Genomic DNA, 21,944 nt, shown 5'->3' with positions numbered 1-21,944 from the left:
ATTATATGAAAAAAGGATATGCGAACGGAATGGCGTATTGTATGCTAAATTTATCATTTTGTCTGTTTGAGTCTTAAAAGAAGTTAAGGGGGCGAAAAACGTGCTGCAGGAATATGACCATGAATTTGCCGAATTTTTGTACTACACCCCGGCCGAAATCGACAAGGGCAGCCCCTTTTGGCTGGTCAGGGCGGGCCGGAACATCGCGAAGCCGGGATATCGGATCGGTCCGCGCAGAATCGAATGCAGCAGTATTCATTTTGTCAGGGAAGGCAGCCTGATGGTTGAATATAAGGGGCAGTCCTGGAGGCTGCAGGCAGGGGATGCGTTTTGCATGTATCCGAATGAAACGTATCTGTATTATAAGCCGGACGACGAACCGTCCCTGCAGTTGACGTGGCTGGCCATGGACGGGCCCGGGATGGAAAAGATGCTGACGCTGGCCGGTTTCGATGCAGGGAAGCCTTGGTCCAGAGGACGGTGGACTCCGGAGCTGGAGGACCGGATCGGGCGGCTGTTTGCGGAGTGGAGGAAAGGTAAAGCCGATCAGCTTGCCGTCTCCCTGGGTTTGAAAGGGCTGCTGTACCAAACGTTATCCCTTTTAGCCTCGACCGCCGGCATGGGGGAAGGGCTTCGGAGTCCCGCGAAGAAAAGCAAAGCTTCGCAATGGACCGAATATATCGAATGGCATGCGGCCGAAGGGATCACGGTTCAGCAGGTCGCCGAATATGCCGGGTTGAACCGGACCTATTTTTCTGCGCAGTTCACCAAGGCCGTGGGTTTGACGCCCGCCCGGTATATTGCCAAGATCAAAATGGACAAAGCCCAACAAATGCTGCGCGGGACGTCGGCCACCGTTACGGAAATCGCCTATTCGCTGGGGTATCCGACGCTTTTTGCCTTTACCCGGGCTTTCACCCATTATTGTTCGATGTCCCCGTCGGAGTACCGGAAGCAGCATCAAGCCTAACGGGTTCAAGGCATAAGGACTGCGTTAAGCTTTGGCCGTCATGCCGGCCATCGATATTTCTGCCCGCCAGGCTGGCCACGCCGGAAACGGCGGCCGGCTTTTTCGGCATGCCTGTCTTCAGGCCTCACACGTCGCTGTAACTGAATTTGGCAATTTGTTAGGTTTGCTCGACAATTTTCATTTGCCCCCTATATAATATGGTATAATTTTTTCCTCGATTTTTGCTGCGCCGCCATTATTCCGGCTGTTATTTTGTTGCGGGAGGTCTGTGCATGTTCCATGTATTCCATCCGGAACCAACGAAGAAAAGAGGGATGGCTTCCGCATTGCTTCGAAAGCGTTTTCAAATCCTGCTCGTTCCGAGCGGTAGTTTCAAGATTCGACAGGTTCCACAGATTCCACAGATTCTTTGGAGGAGAGATCTCTTATGAAATGGGCTGCGCTTCGAAGGTGGTTTTGGCCCCGAACGAGTTTTCAAGGGAAAATATTCATGGCCTTCGGCCTGGTCACTTTTTTGTCTATCGTCTCTGTCACCGGCATCGTGTACGTAAATATGCGCGAGACCATCAAGGACAACGCGGTCACCTCGGTCTCGGACAGTATCCGACAGGCGGATGAATCCCTCAACGTCATGCTGGAGGAAATCGACCGGCTGAACACGGTTGTCGTGACCAATAAAAGCACGGTGATCGATACGATCCTGAGCCCGAACGAGGAGCCCGGTTATGAATGGTTTCAGGAGCAGAAGCGGATTACGGAATTTCTGTCGGGTCTGACCAAATATAAGCCCTATATTTCCCGGATGGCCGTCGTGGGTCTGAACGGGAAAGTGTTTTTCACCGGAGGTCCTTGGATGGACCGGAGCGTCTTGGGGACTCCGATGCTGAACTATATGCTGCTCAACGGGTCGCGCCATGCGTACTTTAAGCCTGAAGGAACGGCGGATACCATCACCGTCGGGCGCGAGATCCGCTATAACAGCGAAACCGTCGGCATTGTCATGGTTGATTTGGACTACGAATTTATAAAAAAAACATATGGCGTAAAGCCGACCGCGGACAGCATGCTGTATGTCCTGGATGAGCAGAACGGGTATGTCTATCAATCGGAATCTTCGCCATCCTCCTATGCGCCTCCTCTGGATACGATCGTCGGGATCAAACGGAAGATTGCGGGACATGACGCTGTGGTGGAGCAACAGATCAACGGCAGGTCCTACATCGTCGTCAGCCGGCTTTCCGAATATACAGGCTGGAGCACGTTGGCACTGATTCCGCTGGACTCGCTGCTCAGCGAATCCACGCGAATCCGGAATTTGATGGCCGAGGTGTCGATCATCGTCTTTATCGTCATCCTGATCGCTTCCCATCAGGTTTCTTCCCGAAGCACTTTAAACATCCGCCGGCTGAAATCGATGATGATGCAGGTCAAGGACGGGAATTTGTCATTTCCCAAAGCGGAGATTAAGGCCAAGGACGAAATCGGCGACCTGTACCGCGTTTTTATCAGCATGATTGAGGAATTGAAGCGGCTGATGGAAGGCATCCGCATGAGCGAGAAGAAAAAACGCGAGGCGGAACTGACCGCTCTCCAGGCGCAAATCCGCCCGCATTTCCTGTATAACTCGCTCAACACGATCAAATATTTGGCCAAGCTGAACGGGGTGCCCAATATCGAGGAGGTGTCCGGTTCGCTCATCGAGCTGATGCGCGGCTTATTGGGGAATTCCAACGAATTTCTGTCGCTTCGCGAAGAACTGGATTATGTGTACAGTTATATTTCGATCGTGAAATACAAGTATTTGGAGCCGATCGAGGTGCACACGCAAATCGAAGACGATGCTTTGCTGGAATGCCGGGTGCTGAAACTGGTGCTGCAGCCGCTCGTCGAAAATGCAATCATGCACGGCATCGGCCCTTCCGGGGAAGGGGGATACGTCCTGATTCGCGTTTATGCGGAGCATCATGATCTGCGGATCGAAGTCACGGACAACGGCCGGGGCATGACGCAGGATCAGATGGACGCCCTGCTGGGAGAGATGGGAAAAGAGGATGCCCCGTCCCGCTTCAGCGGAATGGGGGTACGCAACGCGCACGAGCGGATCGTCCGAATGTACGGCGAAACGTACGGTTTGAGCTTGTACAGCGAGCCGGGACTGTATACGAAGGTAGAAATCCGCTTTCCGAAAATACAACATGCGGAACAATCTGAACAAGAGGTGGTCTAACGATGTTTAAAGTGCTCCTGATCGACGATGAACCGTTGATCGGCAATGTGATAAGGACGTTATTCAACTGGAAGGAGCATGGGTTTGAGTTCGTGGGCGAGGCATACAGCGGGGCGGCGGCTTTGGCGATGATCGAAGAGTCGGCGCCGCACATCGCGATCATCGACGTGAATATGCCGGAGATGAACGGCGTAGAACTTCACGGGATCCTTCGCGAGCGGCATCCGGCCATCAAGACGATCATGCTCAGCAGCTATGACGACTACGATTACGTGCGCGAATGCTTGCGAAGCGGGGCCGTCGACTACTTGCTCAAGCACCGTCTCGATGGACCGCTGCTGCGAAACGTGTTGAACAAAGCCGTTCAGGACCTGCAGCAGGAAAGCAGGGCGCAGGAAGGAAGGCTGGCTAGCCGCAAAATCGAAGAATCGATGAAACCGGTATTCATAAGAAATTACATGGCCGACCTGGTAAGGGGGAAGGAGGACGGCGGAACGCTTGATGCGGCCGCCGGGATGGAAAATTTGTATCCTGACGCCGTCAGTTACACGGCAGCTGCGCTGCAGATCATTCCCTTCCTGCTGCTGACGGAATCATACAGCGACAGGCAAACGAACCGGCTGGTGCAGCAGGCGGTCGATGTCATGCAGCAAAGCCTCGGAGACATTCAAGAACGGACGGCCGCTTATGTCGAGAACGGGAGGCTGGTTGTCGTGTTTGCGTTCAAGGACCGCAGCGAGCATACCGGCGCGAGCGAGGCACGCCGCTGGATGGGGAAGGTTCAGCATGCGCTTGAGCTGATGCTGAACCTGAAGTCCGCCTATGCGCTGGGGCATCCTTGCACGAGTCTGGCGCAACTCGGAGCCAGCTACAGATCGGCCGAGAAGGCGCTTGACGCATCTCCTGCGGCCGAGCCGGATGCGGTGGCCGAGTATGCTGATCGAGCGTTTCCGTCTCCAGGGGGGAGAACAAGCGCACCGCAGTTGCGTGTTGCCCTCACCATCGAAGAACAGAAGCAGCTTCTGCTTGCGATGGAAAGTTTGGACAAGGACAGGCTGCACCGCCTGATCGCCTCGGTGTGCGGTTCCGTCCGCCATCAGCCGCTACATTCCCCTGCGGTACAATTGATCGTCAGCGAGCTTTTGCATACCGGCGATAAAGCATTAAAAAAATCGATTCCAATGCATGCGCCGGAAACCGCCGGTACTGGACTCCCGCCGCGCGGCGATTTGGGGCGGATCGGCAGCATGGGCGAACTGGAGCAGTGGCTGCAATCCTATTTCGCAGCTTTGTTGAATTTGCTTAAACAGCAGCGCGCTGCAGGCAGCTATTCCCGGCACGTGTCGCAGGCGATCCATTTTATTTTGGAGCGGTATCAAGGTTATGTGACCCTGGAGATGGCGGCGGGCGCCATCGGCCTCAATCCCTCCTATTTAAGCCGGTTATTCAAAGAGGAGACCGGGTACACCTTCTCCGAATATGTGAACCGGGTCCGGATCGATGCCGGGAAAAAGCTGCTGGAGAGCGGGCAATATTCGATTAAACAAATCAGCAGCCAAGTGGGTTTTTCGACATATAATTATTTTTTCAAAGTTTTCAAGGAATTGACAGGAATGACGCCGCATGCCTATTTGAGCAGCCTTCGACGGGAGATCATGGGATAAAACCGTAAAATTTGTGGAGTAAATAGTCATATTATTAGAATTTGCGCACAAGACGGATGAACTATAATACTCACAGACATCACGGGAAACGCTTACAACGGTACGGAACTACATCAAATGGAGGTCATTCATTCATGTCCAAACTCTGGGGAAGAGGCGCGTTGAGCACAGCGCTCATCTCGGCATTATTACTCGCGGGATGCGGTTCCAATAGCGAAAAAGGAGCCGAATCCAAAAACGCGGAGGGTTCATCCGAAACAACGGTCAACGCATCCGGGTTTCCGCTGACCAAAGATCCTATTACTCTGAAGATGTTCACCCGGATTGCTCCCGCCAACGGCCCGTTCAAGGACATGCCCGTTTTCCAGGATTACGAGAAAATGAGCAACGTCCATGTCGAATTCACCGAAGCGCCGACGGACGGCTTTCAGGAAAAGAAAAATCTCCTGTTCGCGTCCAACGAGCTGCCTGACGCTTTTTACCGGTCGGGAATTACGCAGCTGGAAGCAACCCGCTACGGAACGGGCGGCCAATTGATTCCGTTGGAAGATTTGATCGACAAATATGCGCCCAACCTCAAAAGCCTGATGGAGAAATATCCGGAGATCCGCTCGGGCATCACGACGCCGGAGGGCCATATTTATGCGATCCCGGGCATTGTTACCCTCGATGCCGCCCGCACGGACAAAAAATGGATCAACCAGGCGTGGCTTAAGAAGCTGAACCTTGCCGTGCCGGAGACGACCGACGACCTGTACAACGTGCTGGTCGCCTTCCGCGACAAGGATCCGAACGGGAACGGCAAAAAAGACGAACTGCCGATGACGGCGCGTCCGCCGGTGCCGGGTCAGGGGCTGCCGATCGTCAACATGATGAGCGGTTCGTTCGGCCTCGATCAGCAGCTCGGCTATAACATCAATCTCGTCAACGACAAGGTCGAAATCTGGATGGGCAACGATCGGAACAAAGAGATGCTCCAGTATCTGAACAAGCTGTACACGGAAAAGCTGCTCGATCCCGATATGTTCTCGCAGAAAGAAGCGGATTATTTGGCGAAGCAGTCTTCGGGGAACACCGGCTTGTTCTTTGACCAGACGAACAATGTATTTATGCCGATCCAGGATCAATATACGGGCATCGCGCCGTTCAAAGGCCCGCACGGCGATCAGATGCAAAGCCAGGGCGCGCCTGTCGCCCGGGACTTCGGAGCCTTTGCCATCACCTCCGTAAACAAGAATCCGGAAATCACGATGCGCTGGATCGATTACTTCTACAGCGACGAAGGCTCTACGATGCTGCGTTTCGGCAGGGAAGGCGAGAACTACGAAATGAAAGACGGCATTCCTTATTATACGGAAGCTTTCCTCGCGACGGGCAACCAAGCCAAAATCACGCCGTATGCAGGCGGCGGAGCGCCGCATCTCATCAGCGATAAGGTTGCCTCCTTCATCAATCCTCCGCAGGTGCAGGAAGCGCAGGACAAGCTGACTCCGTTCATGCCGAAGGTTAAATACGCATCCCCGATGTTTGACGAAAATACGGCTCAGGAAGTCAACGTCCTGCGAAATGATATCGACAAATATTACGAAGAGCAAAGCGCGAAGTTCATCGCCGGAGCACTCAGCTTCGATAAGTGGGACGAATTCCAATCCACGCTTAAAAAGATGAACATCGATAAGCTGCAGGACCTGTATCAGCAAGCCTACGACAAGATGGAAAAATAACGGACATCATACGATTTCCCGCATTCGTTAGGAGTAGATGCTTATGAAGAGCGCTCAAGTCCACGTCAATGCTGCGCCGTCCCGGAACATTCCGGGACGGCGGGGCCGCGTATGGAAACAGATGGCAAGACGGGTAGACCTGTATCTTATGCTGCTGCTGCCCATCGCCTGGTATTTGATTTTTCATTACGGGCCGATGTACGGGCTGCAAATTGCCTTTAAAAATTTCAATCCGGGCAAGGGAATCATCGGCAGCAGTTGGGTCGGCTTCGACCACATCGTACGTTTTTTTGATTCGTTTTATTTCTGGAGGCTGCTGTGGAACACGTTATCGATCAATTTGTTCTCGCTGCTCATCGCATTCCCTATTTCGATCCTGCTTGCACTGATCGTTAACGAAATTCGCAGCAAGACGTTCAGCAAAATACTGCAGAACATTACGTTTATTCCGCACTTTATTTCCGTCGTCGTCATCGTCGGCATTCTGAACGTTTTCCTCTCGCCGACCACGGGGCCGATCAATTCGCTGATCGAAGCTCTCGGCGGGTCGCCGATCCGTTTTCTGGAGGAAGCCGGTTGGTTCAAGACCATTTTCATCGGCTCGAACATATGGCAGAACATGGGCTGGCAATCCATCATCTATATCGCAGCGCTCAGCGGAGTGAATCCGCAGCTGTATGAGGCGGCCAAGATAGACGGCGCTTCCAGACTGCGGCACGTATGGCATATTTCCTTGCCGGGCATCGTGCCTGTCATCGTTATTATGCTCATTCTGGATATTGGACATTTCATGGACATCGGTTTCGAGAAAATCCTGCTCATGCAAAATAATTTGAATATCGAATCAAGCGACGTGATCTCCACGTTCGTGTATACGACCGGTATTCTCAAAGGCGAATACAGCTATACGGCGGCGATCGGATTGTTTAATTCGGTTATCAATCTGATCCTGCTGCTGCTTGTCAACCGGTTCGCACGCAAAGTATCGGAGACCAGCTTATGGTAAAGGGGGAAAATGAGCATGGCTAATCAAGCTTCCATAAGCCGATCGTCGGATGAAAAGATATTCGATGCCGTTATATATACCATCGCTGCACTCATCATTTTGATTGTGTTGTATCCGCTCATTTTCGTTGTCAGCGCTTCGTTCAGCGATCCGGCGAAAGTATTGAGCGGGGAAGTATGGCTGCTGCCTAAAAACATATCCTTGGATGCTTACACAAACATTCTGCACAACGGGAAGATATGGACCGGATACACCAACACGATCATATATACGGTAATTGGTACGGCCGTCAATATCATCATGACCGTATTAGCGGCATACCCGCTGTCAAGACCGGATCTTCCCGGCCGCAAGGTACTCATGGTGATCATTACGCTGACCATGTTTTTCGGGGGCGGGCTTATTCCTACGTATTTGCTCGTCAAAAATTTGGGGCTGCTCGATACGATGTGGGCTTTGATCATTCCCGGGGCGATCGCAACGTATAATCTGATCGTAATGCGGACGTACTTTCAAACCAGCATCCCATGGGAACTGCAGGAAGCCGCCCATATCGACGGCTGCTCCAACTGGCGGCTGCTGCTGAACATTATTTTGCCTTTGTCCAAGCCCATCCTGGCCGTAATGGTATTGTTTTACGCCGTCGGGCATTGGAACTCTTATTTTAATGCTTTGATCTACATCCGTAATGAAGCACGTTATCCGCTTCAACTGATTCTGAGAGAAATACTGTTGATCAGCCAGTCCGATGCCGTCGACGCTAACGTTGGGCTGGAAAATAAAGTGATGCTGGCCGAGAGCATCAAGTACGCGGTCATCATGATCTCCAGCCTGCCCATTTTGATCATGTATCCTTTTGTGCAGCGGCATTTCGTCAAAGGCGTCATGATCGGCTCCATCAAAGGGTAAAGACCTTGTCACTTGTCAGACCACTTGATCTACAGCGATTCTTAACATCATGTTCATGGAGGTATATTGTGCAAACGAATGCGACGATTACAATCGACTGCAACAGGCCCAAAGAGCATACGATCAACCCTTATCTTTTCGGGCATTTCGTCGAAGATATCCGCGACCATATGGAAGCGATGCTGGCTTTTCCTTTAAGAGACATGGATTTCGAAAGCGAAAAGGCCGGTGAGATCGCCGTTTCCGGAAGCTGGCTTCCTTATACGAACGGCAGAAATACGCAATATGCGCTGGAGGCGCCGGCCCAAAGGCATTCGGGCCGCGCCCAGCGCATCCGGATGTTCAGCGACGACGAAGCCTACGCGGGAATCGCGCAGCCTGCAGCGCTAAAGGGACCGATGGCTTACGCGGTGAAGGTCGTCGCCCGTGCATCCGTCGAGCTTCGCTATCTGACGGTGGATGCAGTGGATCGGCGATCGGAGGAACTGCTCGGCCGCGTGCTCATCGAACTGAAAAGCCACAATTGGCAAGAATACGAAGCTAACCTGACGGTTTCGCGGAATTGTGCCGACGCGGAAATTCGCGTCTATGTTCCGGAAGACCATCCCCGCTGGAAAGACCACGTGTCCACAGGCATGCTCTGGCTCGATCACGTGTCACTGCTTCCCGCTGACAGCATTGGCATGGTGAAGCGCGAGGTCGTGGACATGACCCGGGACCTGAACGCGGGAATGATGAGACTCGCGGGAAATTACATCAGCGCCTACCACTGGGAACATGGCGTAGGCCCCGTGCTCGAGCGGCCTGTCATGTACAACGAAGCTTGGGGAGGGTGGACCAGCAAATATTTCGGGACGGACGAGTTTATCCGATTTTGCCGGGAGCTGCAGGTGGAACCGCTCATCTGCGTCAACGACGGATCCGGTTCGCCGGAGGAAGCCGCGAATTGGGTGGAATATTGCAACGGTAGCATCGACACGCCGATGGGAGCCTTGCGGGCGGCGAACGGCCATCCGGAGCCGTATCACGTGCGATATTGGGAGATCGGCAACGAAGTATGGGGCGATTGGCAAGTGGGCACTTGTTCTGCTGACCCGTTCGCCGAGCGATGCAAGACATTTGCACTAGCGATGAAAGCCGTTGACCCTTCGATTGCGGTTTTGGCTTGCGGACATACCGATCCGGAATGGAACAAGCCGGTGCTCGAAGTAGCAGGCGAATACATCGACTATTTGACGATGCATTTATACCACGGCTTCGGACGTTTCGGAATGAACCGGGATACGCCGGCGGAGGAGCGATACAAAGCCATCGCGGCATTCCCGGAATGGACCAGCAAAGATATCGGGCAAGCGGTGGAGGTTATTCGCGCAAATCCGAAGACCCGCCATGTGAAGCTCGCCATTACGGAATACAACACCATGTATTATCCGAACACGAACCGGAAAGGTCTGCCGGACGAACATACACTGGGCGCCGCTGTTGCGAATGCGGCTAATTTGAATGAAATGCTTCGCGCAAGCGATATGGTGCACATCGGCAGCTTCTCCGATCTCGTGAACGGCTGGCTCGGCGGATGTATACGCGTGGGCGACTACTACGCCGATCAAAACAGCGGCAAGATCTCCGGCTGGAGCGGACTGCCTCTCACGGTGTACGGAACGCCGACGTATGAAGTGTTAAAGCTTTACGCCAATCGGGGAATCCGGCGGGTCCTGCCCGTGGATACGGAGTGCGGCACCTTTTCCGTGCAGTCGCCGAAACAGACGCCGGTGGGACTTGATGAACTTCCGGATTTGGATGTGGCCGCTTGTACGAACGAGGACGGTAGCGTCATCACCTTGTTTATCGTGAACCGCAGCCTGCATGAGGTGAAGGCCAAACTTGCGCTCCAATCCTTCGATTTTTCCGGGGAGACCATCCTGCATGAGATTACGGGGGATTCTTTTGAAGATATCAATTCCGTATTCGAGCCGAATCGAATCGTTTGCACGACCCGAAGCGTCTCCGCTTCCGAATGGAAGGACGGATATCCTTTACGGAAAACTTCAATTTATGCAGTCGAGATCAAGTCAGCGCAGAAAGCAGGAGGAAAGAAATGACAACCAAAGCGTATATCAAGGATTATCCCAGACCCCAATTCGTACGCAAGGATTGGACGAACCTGAACGGAGAGTGGGACTTCCGGTTCGACGACCCTAACACGGGAGAACGAGAAAATTGGCAGGAGAAGTTCACGGAAACGCATAAGATCAACGTCCCTTTTACGTACGAAACCAAGATGAGCGGCATCGGAGCGGAAGAATTTCACCCGAATGTTTGGTACAGCAGACAGGTACTTATTCCAAAAGAAGTTGAGGGCAAACGGGTGATCCTGCATTTCCAAGCGGTTGATCACGTGGCCAAAGTATGGATCAACGGCAAAATGGCCGGGAGCCATCAGGGAGGGTATGCGGCATTTTCCTTTGATATTACACCTTACCTGGTCTTCGGATCCGAGAATCAAATTACGGTAAAAGCGGAGGACAGCGACAGCTGCACCCAGCCGCGCGGCAAACAACGGTGGACGAAGGACAATTTTGAATGCTTTTACGTCCAAACGACGGGGATTTGGCAGACTGTATGGCTTGAATACGTGGAGGAACAACGGCTGGAGTCGGTTAAAATCACGCCGGATATCGACCGTAATATCGTACGCTTCGATTATGAGGTGAACGGGGTGCCGGCGGCTGGCGATTTAAAGCTGGAGGCGATCGTTACTTTGAAAGACAAGCCTGTCAAACGGGTAAGCTTGGCGATCGATCGTCCTTGCCTGACGGTGGAAGTCGATCTCATCCATGAGGCCAACGGACCGTGGAAGAAACGTCTATGGTCCCCGCAGCACCCGAATCTGTACGATGTCGAGTTTGTCCTGACCTTAAACGATCAAGTGGTGGACCGAGTGTTTTCCTATTTCGGGATGAGGAAGATCTCGATTGAAAAAGGCAAGGTACTGCTGAACAATGTCCCGATCTATCAAAGGTTGATTTTGGACCAAGGGTATTGGACGGACAGCCATTTGACGCCGCCAAGCGAGGAAGCGCTCATCGAAGATATCGACAGAATGCTGGAGATGGGCTACAACGGCGTACGCAAGCATATGAAAATCGAAGACGCCCGTTTTCTTTATTGGTGCGACGTCAAAGGCCTGCTGGTATGGTCTGAAATGGCTGCAACCTTCGAGTTCCATGATCGGGCGGTCGAAGCGTTTACGAAGGAATGGCTGGAAATCGTTCAGCAGCAGTATAACCATCCCAGCATCATCACTTGGGTTCCGTTCAACGAATCATGGGGGATTGCGTCCATCCTTCGCGACCCGAGACAGCAGAAATTTACCGAGAGCATTTATCATTTGACCAAATCGATCGATCCGTACCGCCCGGTCATCACGAACGACGGCTGGGAGCATACCGTATCCGACATTTTGACGCTGCATGATTACGTGGAGACCGGCGACGGATTGATGAAACGGTATTCCAATCTGGAGGCGGTCCTCTCTTGCGAAACGACCTGCAACCAATGGAAATATGCCTTCGCGGAAGGATACGCCTACCGGGGACAGCCGATCATCATCAGCGAATACGGCGGCATTGCGTTCCAATCGGACAAAGGCTGGGGCTACGGCCATCAAGTCTCTTCCGAAGAAGAATTTATGGCGCGTTTCGAGGGATTAACGAAGGCGATCAAAAGCGTCGATGCGATCAATGGCTACTGTTATACGCAGCTTACCGACGTTCAACAGGAGATCAACGGTCTCTTATATGAAGACCGCAGCCCCAAAATGCCGCTCGAGAAAATTAGAGAGATTAATATGGCATAACGCATGATGCCAACCAACCGGAGCCAAAAGAGAACCCGTTTTTCTTTTGGCTCTTGCCATATGGCGGGAAGGGGGTGATAGATTCGGTCTCGCGCCGGACATGACACAACAACTATGCAGCGTCGCAGGTCACTTTGAAAATGAGTCAAGCCAAGTCATTTCACCGAAGCGAACGCTATTGAACGAAAGGGAGGTAATTATAAAGTGAAAACCATACGATGGCTATTTGTGTTAGCGGTTACATTTCCCCTTATCGCTTCCGTGCCGACGGAAACATTCGCCTATCAAAATCCGAGATCACTGCCGGGCGAGTGGGAGCAGTACGGGCTCGGCGATCCCTACGTTATGAAATTTAACGGATATTATTATTTGTATGTGAGCACGAGAGACACGGACGACGGTGTCAAGGTGTGGAGCTCCCGGGACTTGGTGAACTGGTCCTATCGCGGTTTGGCGGCAACAGACCCGGTTACGCACGGTGCGTACGCCCCTGAGGTCGTTTATTGGAACGGCAAGTTCTATATGTATACTTCTCCCGCCGGAAAAGGCCATTACGTCCTCAGCAGCACGAGTCCGACCGGACCGTTCGAAGTCGTAACCGGCAATCTTGGCAAAACGATCGACGGCAATGTGTTTATCGACGATGACGGCTCGTTCAGCTTTTTTCATGCCGGGCAGGGCCGCATCGACGCGGCGCCGATGAGCAGCCCCACCTCGATTGGGGCGAGTTCTTCAACGGGCGTCGGTATGGGAGGCTGGACCGAAGGGGCCACCGTCTTCAAGCGGGGCGGCAAATATTATATGACTTATACCGGAAATCACGTATTCAGCAAAGGCTACCGGGTGGATTATGCCGTCAGCACGACCGGGCCGAGGTCCGGTTACGTGGCGGACAGCCTGAATCCGGCGTTAATCAGCACGGAAGGCCCGACCGTAGGTCTTGGTCATAATTCCGTGGTCATCGGTCCCAATCTGGATACGCATTACATGATTTATCACAATTTGGAGGGCCCCGGCGTGATCGGTCCGCTGCGTCATTTGAACATGGACCGCATCGTCTGGAACAACGACAAGATGATCGTACTCGGTCCAACCACGACGCTGCAGCCTGATCCGGAAATGCCTGCGTTTTACGATTATTTCGATCGCCCTTCGATCGGAAGCGGGTGGACCAATGTGAACGGAGGCCGTTGGGGGATCTACAATCAAGAGCTGATGTGGCAGGATTCGGTCGGCGATACCACCTGGTATAAACAAATTTCGGCAGCGGCGAGCGCGTCCGATTATACGGCCGAATTCAATATGAAAGAAATGAAGCGGGGCGCTTCCGCAAGCCCAAGATACGGCGCCACCTTTTCATATAAAGACGAGAACAATTTCGGGGCAGCGATGCTCAGTTCGAAAAATAACCGCCTCGCCACGTTTTTCCGGATTAACGGCGTGGATCAAGCATGGCAAACGTTCGACCTGCCCGCAGGCTTCGATTATTCGAAATGGCATACGATCCGCGTTGAAAAATCCGGATCCACGTTTAAGTTTTACGTGGACGGCATGCTGAAAGGAACGCGTACCGCGAACCTGGGCGGAGGCAAAATCGGGGTTCAGACGGAAGACACGCATGCGGATTTCGGTTTTGTCGCTTTCAGCAACGACGTAAACGGAAGCAGCGCATGGGATGCTTATAAACCGGTTCCGGGCAAGATTGAAGCGGTGCATTATATGAAAGGAGGCGAAGGGGTCGCCTATCATGACACCACCGCGAATAATGTCGGAGGCGCGTACCGCACGGACGCGGGCGACATTCGTCTGAACAGCGAAGGCCTGTTCAATCTGGGCTGGAATCAAACCGGTGAATGGTATAAGTATAAAGTCAATGTGGAATCCGGCGGTTATTACGACATCGATTTCCGCATGGCCACCACGATGAGCGGCGTTCAAATCCGCTTGTGGGACGGATCGACGGACTTAACCGGGATCATTGACGTTCCAGATACGGGAGATTGGGACAACTGGCGTACCGTATCGAAGAAAGGCGTCTATTTGAATGCCGGACAGCGGGAGCTGAAGGTTGAGTTCGTTAAAGGCGAGGCGGATTTTTCACGGATGACGTTCCATAAAAACGCAGGCGTCACTGCCATTAGCGATGATTTCAACGATGGCAATGACGACGGATGGACACGCTTTGAAGGAACCTGGGCCGTGGAGAACGGCGAGTATAGATCGGGAAGCAGTACGGGACCTGCCAAGACGACGATCGGAGACGCAAATTGGATGGATTATACAGTCGAGGCGGACGTCAAAATGATCGACTCGGGAGGCGACGGGGGATTGCTCGTCAGGGTGTCCAATCCTTCCCACGGCACGGAGCGGGGGCAGAACAACTATGACGCGTTCCAGGGATATTATGCCTATTTGACGACAAGCGGGGTAAACCTGGGCAAGATGAGTTACAAATGGTCATTCCTCAAAGGAGCGCCGCAGACGTACGCAACGGACACCTGGTATCATATGAAAGTCGTGGTAAACGGTACGAACATTAAGGTATATGTCGAGGATATGAATCAACCGAAAATCGATTATACCGACAACAGCCTGAACCCGTTTACGCATGGCAAAGTCGGCTTCAGAACGGCCGGCAAGCAGACGCATTTCGATAACTTCAAGGTATATCCTTAATAGGTCGGGGGATTTGCGGGGAATCGTTTCAGAGATACCGATTTCAAAAAACCAAGAGCGTGTCATTCGCTCTTGGTTTTTTAAGCTCACGACACTGTCGGCAGATGCTGTTTCAGCAGCATCATCAACTGAATGACCAGCTCCTCCGCAGGATACGGCATCGAATTCACGATCCACCACTCCACCAGGCCGGTAATCGCCGAAGCTAGAAATTGTACGGCGATCTCCCGGTTCATCCCCGCAGGAAGTCCGTAAAGATTGATTTGTTCCTCGGCTCCCCTCATGACGTATTCCATCATCTGGCAACGAAATGCATGAGTTCCTTTTCTGTTCAAAAGCGTTACATAGATGTGTGCATTTTGTTCCAAATATTCAAAGGTTTGAAAAAGGGGACCTCCGGACGAAAGCAGGGATGTGCCTTTCTTTGGCATGCAGCTTTCGTACAACTGCTTCAAATACGTGTCGATGCACTGATCCAGCAAGTCGTATTTATCCGTGTAATGTAAATAGATGGTTCCGCGGTTTACATTGGCCCGGTCGGCAATTTCGTTGATCGTGATCTGCTCGATTTTTTTCTCCTTCAGTAGTTCGACGAAAGCTTTGAGAATCGCTTCCTTTGTTTTTGGGATCCGTCTGTCCATCGCTTCTCCTTTCACATTTTTTGAACATACCGGGTTGATTTGTTGATTTATCGACAAAAGCATGGATATTACCGATTGAAGCGATCCTGACGCATTGCTATGCTAAGTCTAATCAACAAACGTTGATAAATCAATATATGTTTAAAAATGAGCAATCGGAGGCAAACCTATGAAAGTGTTGGTGTTTGGGGCTGGCGTGTTGGGCAGCTACTTGGCCCATGTTCTGGTACGGGGCGGCCATGACGTTACTGTATTGGCCAGAGGAAAGCGAGCGGAGGAGCTGGAGCGGAACGGGGTCGTCATCCGTCATTATTTTCAGCGCCGAACGACCATCGATCAGGTTCGTGTTATTCGGACGCTGGAAGAGGATGAGGGCTATGATCTCATCTTTGTGGTGATGACCTATTCGGATTTCCCGTCCGTCCTGCCTATTCTGGCCGCCAATCGGAGCCGTCGTATCGTTCTGGTGGGCAATAATGCGGATGCCCGCAGGATGCAAACGGAGCTGCAAAACATGAGCCGAATGGAAAAACAAGTCGCTTTCGGTTTCCAGATTAGCGGCGGTCGCCGGGAAAACGGACGCATCGTCTGCCTCCGCGGAGGAGGGCAAATGGTGCTGGGCGGGCTTGACGGTCCGATTCCTTTTCAGCCTTTGCTGGAGAAGGCATTTGATACGGTCAACTATAAACTGATCTTTCATGAAGATATGGATGCTTGGCTGAAAAACCACATCGTACCGATTATAGCGTTAACTTCAGCCTTGTTTGCCAAGGGGGGCAGGCTAAGAGAGCTTGCGAGGGATAAAGAAATGCTCAGACAGATCATTGCGGCCATTGGCGAAGGTTTCGATGTGCTGGAAGCATTGGGATACATGATGACGCCGGCAAGCCAGGCAAAGCTTTTTCGCAAAAATAAACGGACAGCCTATCTCATGCTGAAAATCTATCATCTCCTGCCATTTTCCCGATTCTTCGACGGTTCCTATGACGAAATTGCCTCTTTATTCGAAGCGTTTGGCGAATGGAATCGGAAATCAGGCATTCCGACGCCTCGCATGGACGATCTTGAAAGACGTCTGCTTGGGAGCGGACGATCGGACTAGCCAACAGGCATCGGGTTTGCAGGACGAAATTCGCCGGCCGTCAGTTTGAGCAATCTGCGAGAAATGAACTCCAGGCAATGTTGATATAATGGATTCATCACATTTTTTGGAGGTTGATACGGTATGGGCGAAATCGTACTAACCATGCAGGTGTCGCTGGACGGGGTTGTCTCGGACGAGCACAAATGGATGACTTTGAGCGAGGAGATTTTCGAGGATTATCTGGAATATTATAAGACGGTCGATACGATCATCGTCGGCAGAAACACATATGCTTCTCTCGCCGATCATTGGCAGCAGGCGGAGAACTCGTCCAATTCGTTGGAACGGGCCATCGCCCAAAAAATGAATGAGATTCCTAAAGTCGTGATCTCGCATTCCGATGTAGCATTAAGCTGGAGAAACTCGGAGTTATGGCTTGTTCATGACAATCCTTCACTCGCCGAAAAACTTGAAGTCCGGAAAAAAGAGGCGAGAAGGATATCGGTTGAAAGCGGGGTTAGGACATGGCAGTCCTTTATCGAACACGACTTATACGACGAACTTTGGCTGCTTGTCCATCCCGTTATCGCAGCCGCAGGTGAACGTTTATTCGCCTTGGCCGGACAACAACGCTCCCTCCGATTAACCGGTGCTAAAACCTATTCAAACGGTGTGGTTGGGTTACATTACAAAAAGTAATCGACCCTAAAAAAGAAGGACGATGAAATCATTCGTCCTTCTTTTTTAATGGAATGAATATTCTTCCCAATAGAATTCAAGTCGAGAACGGGCAATGGAATCAAGAAATGCTTATTGTACCGAAAAGAGAGAGGGCTGATAATGAGGGAAAAGTGGATAGACGACGAATAAGGCGATGGACGTCCGAAACGGGACGCGAACGAAGGTGAATGAACACTATTTTAATAGGCGGGGAGTGTAATCCGATGGGGGAACAACCGAAAACAAGGAGCCAGATACTGTTATTCGAGGAGCCGGCAAAAAAATGGGATGAAGCGTTGCCGATCGGCAACGGCCGGCTGGGCGCTATGGTATACGGTCAGCCGGACCGGGAGCAGCTGCAGCTGAACGAGGATTCCGTATGGTACGGCGGGCCGCGGGATCGAAACAACCCCGACGCCAAAGAGAACCTGCCGGAGATCCGCAGGCTTATATTTGAAGGGAAATTAGCGGAAGCGGAGCGGCTTGCCCGGCTTTCCCTGTCCGGCCTGCCCGAAACGCAGCGGCACTACCTTCCGCTTGGCCGCTTGATGTTTGACATTATGCTTCCAAACGGGAAGCTGGAGCAGTATACTCGAATGCTGGATTTGCACAGCGGCACCGTCACCGTTTCCTTCATGCAAGGTGGCGTTGCGTTCAAGCGGGAACTGTTCGCCAGCCATCCCGATCAGGTGATCGTCGTGCGGATGACAGCGGATAGACCGGGCCAAATCGGCTTTACTGCACGCTTGGAACGAGGCCAATGGCGTTACGCCGACAGGACCGGCAGATTTGGAGACGACGCGATCTGGATGGGCGGAAGTTGCGGCGGCGAAGGCGGCAGCCTGTTCGGCACGGTGTTGAAGGCGGCAGCGGAAGGCGGAGCGGTTAAAGCCATCGGGGAGCATCTCCTTGTGGAGAGCGCAGACAGCGTGACGCTTGTTTTGGCAGCCGCAACCACGTTTAGGTCCACTGATCCGGTCGGGGACGCCTTAAAAAGGGCGGAAGCCGCCATACATACCGGTTACGCCAATTTGCTCCGACGTCATACAGACGATTATCGCGCATTGTTTAGCCGGGTATCGCTTTCGCTAGGTCCATGCGACGTTGAACTTGAACGCATGAGCCTGCCGGACCGCATGGAACGCATGCGCCGCGGCGGAGCGGATCCGGGACTGCTTGCGCTGTACTTTCAATATGGACGCTATCTGCTCATTGCGAGCAGCCGTCCCGGTTCACTTCCCGCCAATCTGCAGGGAATTTGGAATGAGCATTTCCTCCCGCCGTGGGACAGCAAATATACGATCAACATCAACGCCCAGATGAACTATTGGCCGGCGGAATCGTGCGGTCTCGCGGAGTGCCATGAGCCGCTGTTCGATTTGTTGGAACGGATGCGTGAGACGGGCAGGCATACGGCAAGCATCATGTATGGCTGCAGGGGCTTTACGGCTCATCATAATACGGACATTTGGGCGGATACGGCTCCTCAGGATTCATACCTTCCCGCTTCCTACTGGCCGATGGGCGCTGGGTGGCTTTCGCTCCATTTATGGGAGCATTACCGCTATTCGATGGACGCGGAGTTCCTGAGACAGGCGTATCCCACGCTGCGCGAAGCAGCGCAATTTCTCATCGATTACGTGGTCGAAACGCCGGGTGGCGAACTGGTGACCTGCCCGTCGGTATCCCCGGAGAACACCTATATTCTTCCGAACGGAGAATCCGGCGTTCTGTGCGCAGGACCATCGATGGACACCCAAATCATCCGCGAGTTGTTTGCGGCGGTCCTTGAAGCGGAGGCGATCCTTGGCATTGCCGGCGAAGCCGTTGGAGGGGAGCTGAAACGCGTGATGGACAAACTGCCGCAGCCAAAGATCGGCAGGTACGGCCAACTGCAGGAATGGTACGAGGATTATGAGGAGGCCGAACCCGGCCATCGCCATATTTCGCATTTATTTGCCCTGTATCCCGGCAGCCAAATCACGCCGGAGGGAACGCCGGAACTGGCCAAGGCAGCCAGAAACACGCTGAAACGGCGGTTGGCAAACGGCGGCGGCCATACGGGATGGAGCCGGGCGTGGATCATCAATTTCTGGGCGAGGTTGGGGGACGCGGAAGCGGCGGCGGATCATCTCGCTGCGCTTTTGACGCATTCCACGCTGCCAAACTTCCTGGATAACCACCCGCCGTTCCAGATTGACGGAAATTTCGGCGGGACGGCTGCGGTAGCCGAGATGCTGCTGCAGAGCCATGCAGGCCGGCTTGATCTGCTGCCGGCTCTTCCGTCCTCATGGTCGGAGGGGGCCGTTAAGGGGCTCCGTGCCAGAGGAGGATTTACCGTCGACATGGCGTGGAAAGCAGGGAAGCTGACGCACGCGACGATTGTATCCACCGTTGGCGGCCCGTGCACGGTTCGTTACCGGCAGCCCGTCGTGGTGAAGAAGGATGGAACTACGATACCTCAAGTGAACGCCCATGAAGGCTGCATCCGTTATCACACGGAACCGGGAGCAGCCTACAGGATCGAAACGGAGAATTTGCTCCCATCCGTGTAACAAAGGAAAGGGAAATTCCATAAGAAGGAAGCCGGTCCGCTTGCGGATCGGCTTCCTTTTGTTGTGGCGGCTGCACTGAAAAATTCCCGTCTCACGATATATCAATTGGATATGCGTATATATCATTGTTTAAATCCAAGTCGTCATTTACAATTTTTTTTGATTTAGTGAATGACGAAGTTATGTATACCAGGCGTTGAATACCAAAGGTTGACAAGGCCAGGGTTCCTTTGCGCGCTCATGAAAGCGCTTGTTTGGATCGGTCCGGGCCGAAGCTCCGCGGAATCCAAACGAATCCGAAAGGGATTCATGGAGCGATATGCCGGGAATCCGCAAAACGAAGGGAGACGATGAACATGCTTCGAATCGTGCAAGTGGAAAACGGGTTGGTTCAGGGACTGCCGGCAGCCGACCCCCGAATCACAAGTTTCAAGGGCATCCCATTCGCCGCCCCTCCCGTAGGCGACAACCGGTGGCGAGCCCCGCAGCCGGCCAAGGACTGGGAAGGGGTGCTTAAGGCGTACGAATTCGCGCCGATCTCGATGCAGGTGAGGCAGGAGATCGACGACAACAATATCTATACCCGGGAATGGGCCGTGGAACCGGACATCGCCATGGACGAGGACTGCCTCTACCTGAACGTATGGACACCGGCCAAACGCACCGATGAAAAATTGCCGGTATATGTATGGTATTTTGGCGGGGGGCTTCAGGTCGGCCATACGGCTGAAATGGAGTTTGACGGCGAACGCATCGCCAGGAGAGGCATCGTCGTCGTTACGATCAACTACCGTCTCAACGTTTTCGGATTTTTATGCCATCCCGAAATTACGGCGGAGGCACCCGGCGCGCCGGCTAACTTCGGCCATCTCGACCAACAGGCGGCCACAAGATGGGTCAAGCGCAATATCGCGGCTTTCGGCGGCGACCCGGACAACATTACGATCGGCGGACAGTCCGCCGGCGGCGGCAGCGTGATGGCCCAGCTGACTTCCCCTCAGAATGAGGGGCTCTTTCAGAAGGCGATCATTCAAAGCGGGATCTTTACGAAGCTTTATCCGGGAACTCGCACGCCTCCGCTTCGGCGTCATCTGGCTGAAGCCGAACAGGACGGCGTCAAATTTTTCGAGTACCTCGGCGTATCCTCTCTTGCGGAAGCCCGGCAGCTGGATGCAGTCACTCTCCGCGACAAGGCTGTGCAATACCAGGGATTCTGGGGCACCGTCGCTGACCAGGTGTTTAGCGTAGGCAACGCGTTTGAATTGTTCCTTGAAAACAAGCGCTGGAAGGTGCCGGTGATGTTTGGCCACACGTCCTCCGAGTTTTTCAGCGTTCCGGACGCCGATTCGCCGGAAGACTTCAAGCAGCTCGCCGCGGACATGTTCGGAGACGATGCAGAGGTGTTCCTGGAGCTTTGCGGCGGGCCGTCGGCCGACATGGAGGAGATCCGGAAGAAGGCTTCGGTGAGCGGCATTGAATATGCCATCCGGATCGCCGCGCAAGCCAATGCCGAGAACGGCTCCGGTACTCCGTTGTATTATTACAATTTTGATGCCGAAATCCCGGGCTGGGATCATCCGGGAACCTTCCACTCGGTGGATCTCTGGTTTTTCTTCGAAACGCTGGCAAAATGCTGGCGGCCGTTTGTCGGCAAACATTACGATTTGGCCCGCCAGATGTGCAATTACTGGGCCAACTTCATTCGTTCGGGAGACCCGAACGGGCTGGATTCGACGGGAGAGGAGCTGCCGAGATGGGAGCCTTATACCCCTGAAGCCCCGTATGGCATGCTTTTTGCCGATCAGGCCGAATTTTGCAAAGAACCCCCTAGCGAGATCATGAAATTTCTGGTGCACCAATATTTCAAGAAGAACGGGTCCGTTCTGCAACCGGAGGTATAGCGAGGGGA

The 21,944-nt window shown here is 53.1% G+C and carries 14 protein-coding genes; 13 read left to right on the top strand and 1 reads right to left on the bottom strand.

What is annotated here, in order from left to right; all coding sequences use genetic code 11:
- The first annotated feature begins 100 nt into the window (after positions 1-100).
- The 9 genes from AC27KL_RS11775 (at position 101) to AC27KL_RS11735 (ending at position 15,035) form a co-directional block, all read left to right on the top strand.
- A complete protein-coding gene (locus AC27KL_RS11775; RefSeq protein ID WP_487169784.1) occupies positions 101-970 on the top strand; it encodes an AraC family transcriptional regulator in 870 nt (289 codons plus the stop codon).
- A 427-nt stretch (positions 971-1,397) separates the two neighbouring features.
- Entirely contained in the window at positions 1,398-3,197 is a 1,800-nt protein-coding gene (locus AC27KL_RS11770) for a cache domain-containing sensor histidine kinase (protein ID WP_487169783.1), read from the top strand.
- 2 nt (positions 3,198-3,199) lie between these two features.
- Positions 3,200-4,861 (top strand): response regulator, encoded by a 1,662-nt coding sequence (locus AC27KL_RS11765; protein WP_487169782.1) that lies wholly within the window; start codon positions 3,200-3,202, stop codon positions 4,859-4,861.
- A 134-nt stretch (positions 4,862-4,995) separates the two neighbouring features.
- A complete protein-coding gene (locus AC27KL_RS11760; RefSeq protein ID WP_487169781.1) occupies positions 4,996-6,585 on the top strand; it encodes a type 2 periplasmic-binding domain-containing protein in 1,590 nt (529 codons plus the stop codon).
- Between the two features lie 43 nt (positions 6,586-6,628).
- A complete protein-coding gene (locus tag AC27KL_RS11755) occupies positions 6,629-7,591 on the top strand; it encodes an ABC transporter permease (RefSeq protein ID WP_487169780.1) in 963 nt (320 codons plus the stop codon).
- Positions 7,592-7,606: 15 nt separating this feature from the next.
- Entirely contained in the window at positions 7,607-8,500 is an 894-nt protein-coding gene (locus AC27KL_RS11750; RefSeq protein ID WP_487169779.1) for a carbohydrate ABC transporter permease, read from the top strand.
- 68 nt (positions 8,501-8,568) lie between these two features.
- A complete protein-coding gene (locus AC27KL_RS11745) occupies positions 8,569-10,602 on the top strand; it encodes an alpha-L-arabinofuranosidase C-terminal domain-containing protein (RefSeq protein ID WP_487169778.1) in 2,034 nt (677 codons plus the stop codon).
- Positions 10,599-12,359, top strand: coding sequence for a glycoside hydrolase family 2 protein (locus tag AC27KL_RS11740; RefSeq protein WP_487169777.1), 1,761 nt, complete (start codon positions 10,599-10,601; stop codon positions 12,357-12,359). Before AC27KL_RS11745 ends, AC27KL_RS11740 begins: the two co-directional genes overlap by 4 nt.
- Before the next feature lie 204 nt (positions 12,360-12,563).
- Positions 12,564-15,035, top strand: a complete 2,472-nt coding sequence (locus tag AC27KL_RS11735) for a family 43 glycosylhydrolase (protein WP_487169776.1) — start codon at positions 12,564-12,566, stop codon at positions 15,033-15,035.
- An 86-nt stretch (positions 15,036-15,121) separates the two neighbouring features.
- On the opposite strand, the gene AC27KL_RS11730 is transcribed toward AC27KL_RS11735, so the two are convergent.
- Positions 15,122-15,676 carry a TetR/AcrR family transcriptional regulator gene (locus tag AC27KL_RS11730; protein WP_487169775.1) on the bottom strand — a complete coding sequence of 185 codons (555 nt, stop codon included), beginning with the start codon at positions 15,674-15,676 and terminating at the stop codon, positions 15,122-15,124.
- Between the two features lie 169 nt (positions 15,677-15,845).
- Here AC27KL_RS11730 and AC27KL_RS11725 point away from each other — a divergent pair, with 169 nt between their 5' ends.
- The 4 genes from AC27KL_RS11725 to AC27KL_RS11710 all read left to right on the top strand — a co-directional run bounded on the left by AC27KL_RS11725 (position 15,846) and on the right by AC27KL_RS11710 (position 21,936).
- Positions 15,846-16,778, top strand: a complete 933-nt coding sequence (locus tag AC27KL_RS11725; RefSeq protein WP_487169774.1) for a ketopantoate reductase family protein — start codon at positions 15,846-15,848, stop codon at positions 16,776-16,778.
- A 123-nt stretch (positions 16,779-16,901) separates the two neighbouring features.
- Complete coding sequence (locus AC27KL_RS11720) at positions 16,902-17,459, top strand: dihydrofolate reductase family protein (protein WP_487169773.1); 558 nt, start codon at positions 16,902-16,904, stop codon at positions 17,457-17,459.
- 245 nt (positions 17,460-17,704) lie between these two features.
- Positions 17,705-20,035 carry a glycoside hydrolase family 95 protein gene (locus tag AC27KL_RS11715; protein ID WP_487169772.1) on the top strand — a complete coding sequence of 777 codons (2,331 nt, stop codon included), beginning with the start codon at positions 17,705-17,707 and terminating at the stop codon, positions 20,033-20,035.
- Positions 20,036-20,391: 356 nt separating this feature from the next.
- Positions 20,392-21,936 carry a carboxylesterase/lipase family protein gene (locus tag AC27KL_RS11710; protein ID WP_487169771.1) on the top strand — a complete coding sequence of 515 codons (1,545 nt, stop codon included), beginning with the start codon at positions 20,392-20,394 and terminating at the stop codon, positions 21,934-21,936.
- Positions 21,937-21,944: the final 8 nt, after the last annotated feature.

This window comes from Paenibacillus sp. YAE3 (genome assembly GCF_057546105.1).
Note: the sequence above shows the minus strand (reverse complement) of the source record. Positions and strands in the feature narration are given on the sequence as shown.

Coding starts and splice junctions, on each gene's coding strand:
- AC27KL_RS11755 (WP_487169780.1), top strand. CDS start 6,629: ATGAAGAGCGCTCAAGTCCACGTCAATGCTGCGCCGTCCCGGAACATT.
- AC27KL_RS11750 (WP_487169779.1), top strand. CDS start 7,607: ATGGCTAATCAAGCTTCCATAAGCCGATCGTCGGATGAAAAGATATTC.
- AC27KL_RS11730 (WP_487169775.1), bottom strand. CDS start 15,676: ATGGACAGACGGATCCCAAAAACAAAGGAAGCGATTCTCAAAGCTTTC.
- AC27KL_RS11765 (WP_487169782.1), top strand. CDS start 3,200: ATGTTTAAAGTGCTCCTGATCGACGATGAACCGTTGATCGGCAATGTG.
- AC27KL_RS11710 (WP_487169771.1), top strand. CDS start 20,392: ATGCTTCGAATCGTGCAAGTGGAAAACGGGTTGGTTCAGGGACTGCCG.
- AC27KL_RS11715 (WP_487169772.1), top strand. CDS start 17,705: ATGGGGGAACAACCGAAAACAAGGAGCCAGATACTGTTATTCGAGGAG.
- AC27KL_RS11770 (WP_487169783.1), top strand. CDS start 1,398: ATGAAATGGGCTGCGCTTCGAAGGTGGTTTTGGCCCCGAACGAGTTTT.
- AC27KL_RS11725 (WP_487169774.1), top strand. CDS start 15,846: ATGAAAGTGTTGGTGTTTGGGGCTGGCGTGTTGGGCAGCTACTTGGCC.
- AC27KL_RS11760 (WP_487169781.1), top strand. CDS start 4,996: ATGTCCAAACTCTGGGGAAGAGGCGCGTTGAGCACAGCGCTCATCTCG.
- AC27KL_RS11720 (WP_487169773.1), top strand. CDS start 16,902: ATGGGCGAAATCGTACTAACCATGCAGGTGTCGCTGGACGGGGTTGTC.
- AC27KL_RS11740 (WP_487169777.1), top strand. CDS start 10,599: ATGACAACCAAAGCGTATATCAAGGATTATCCCAGACCCCAATTCGTA.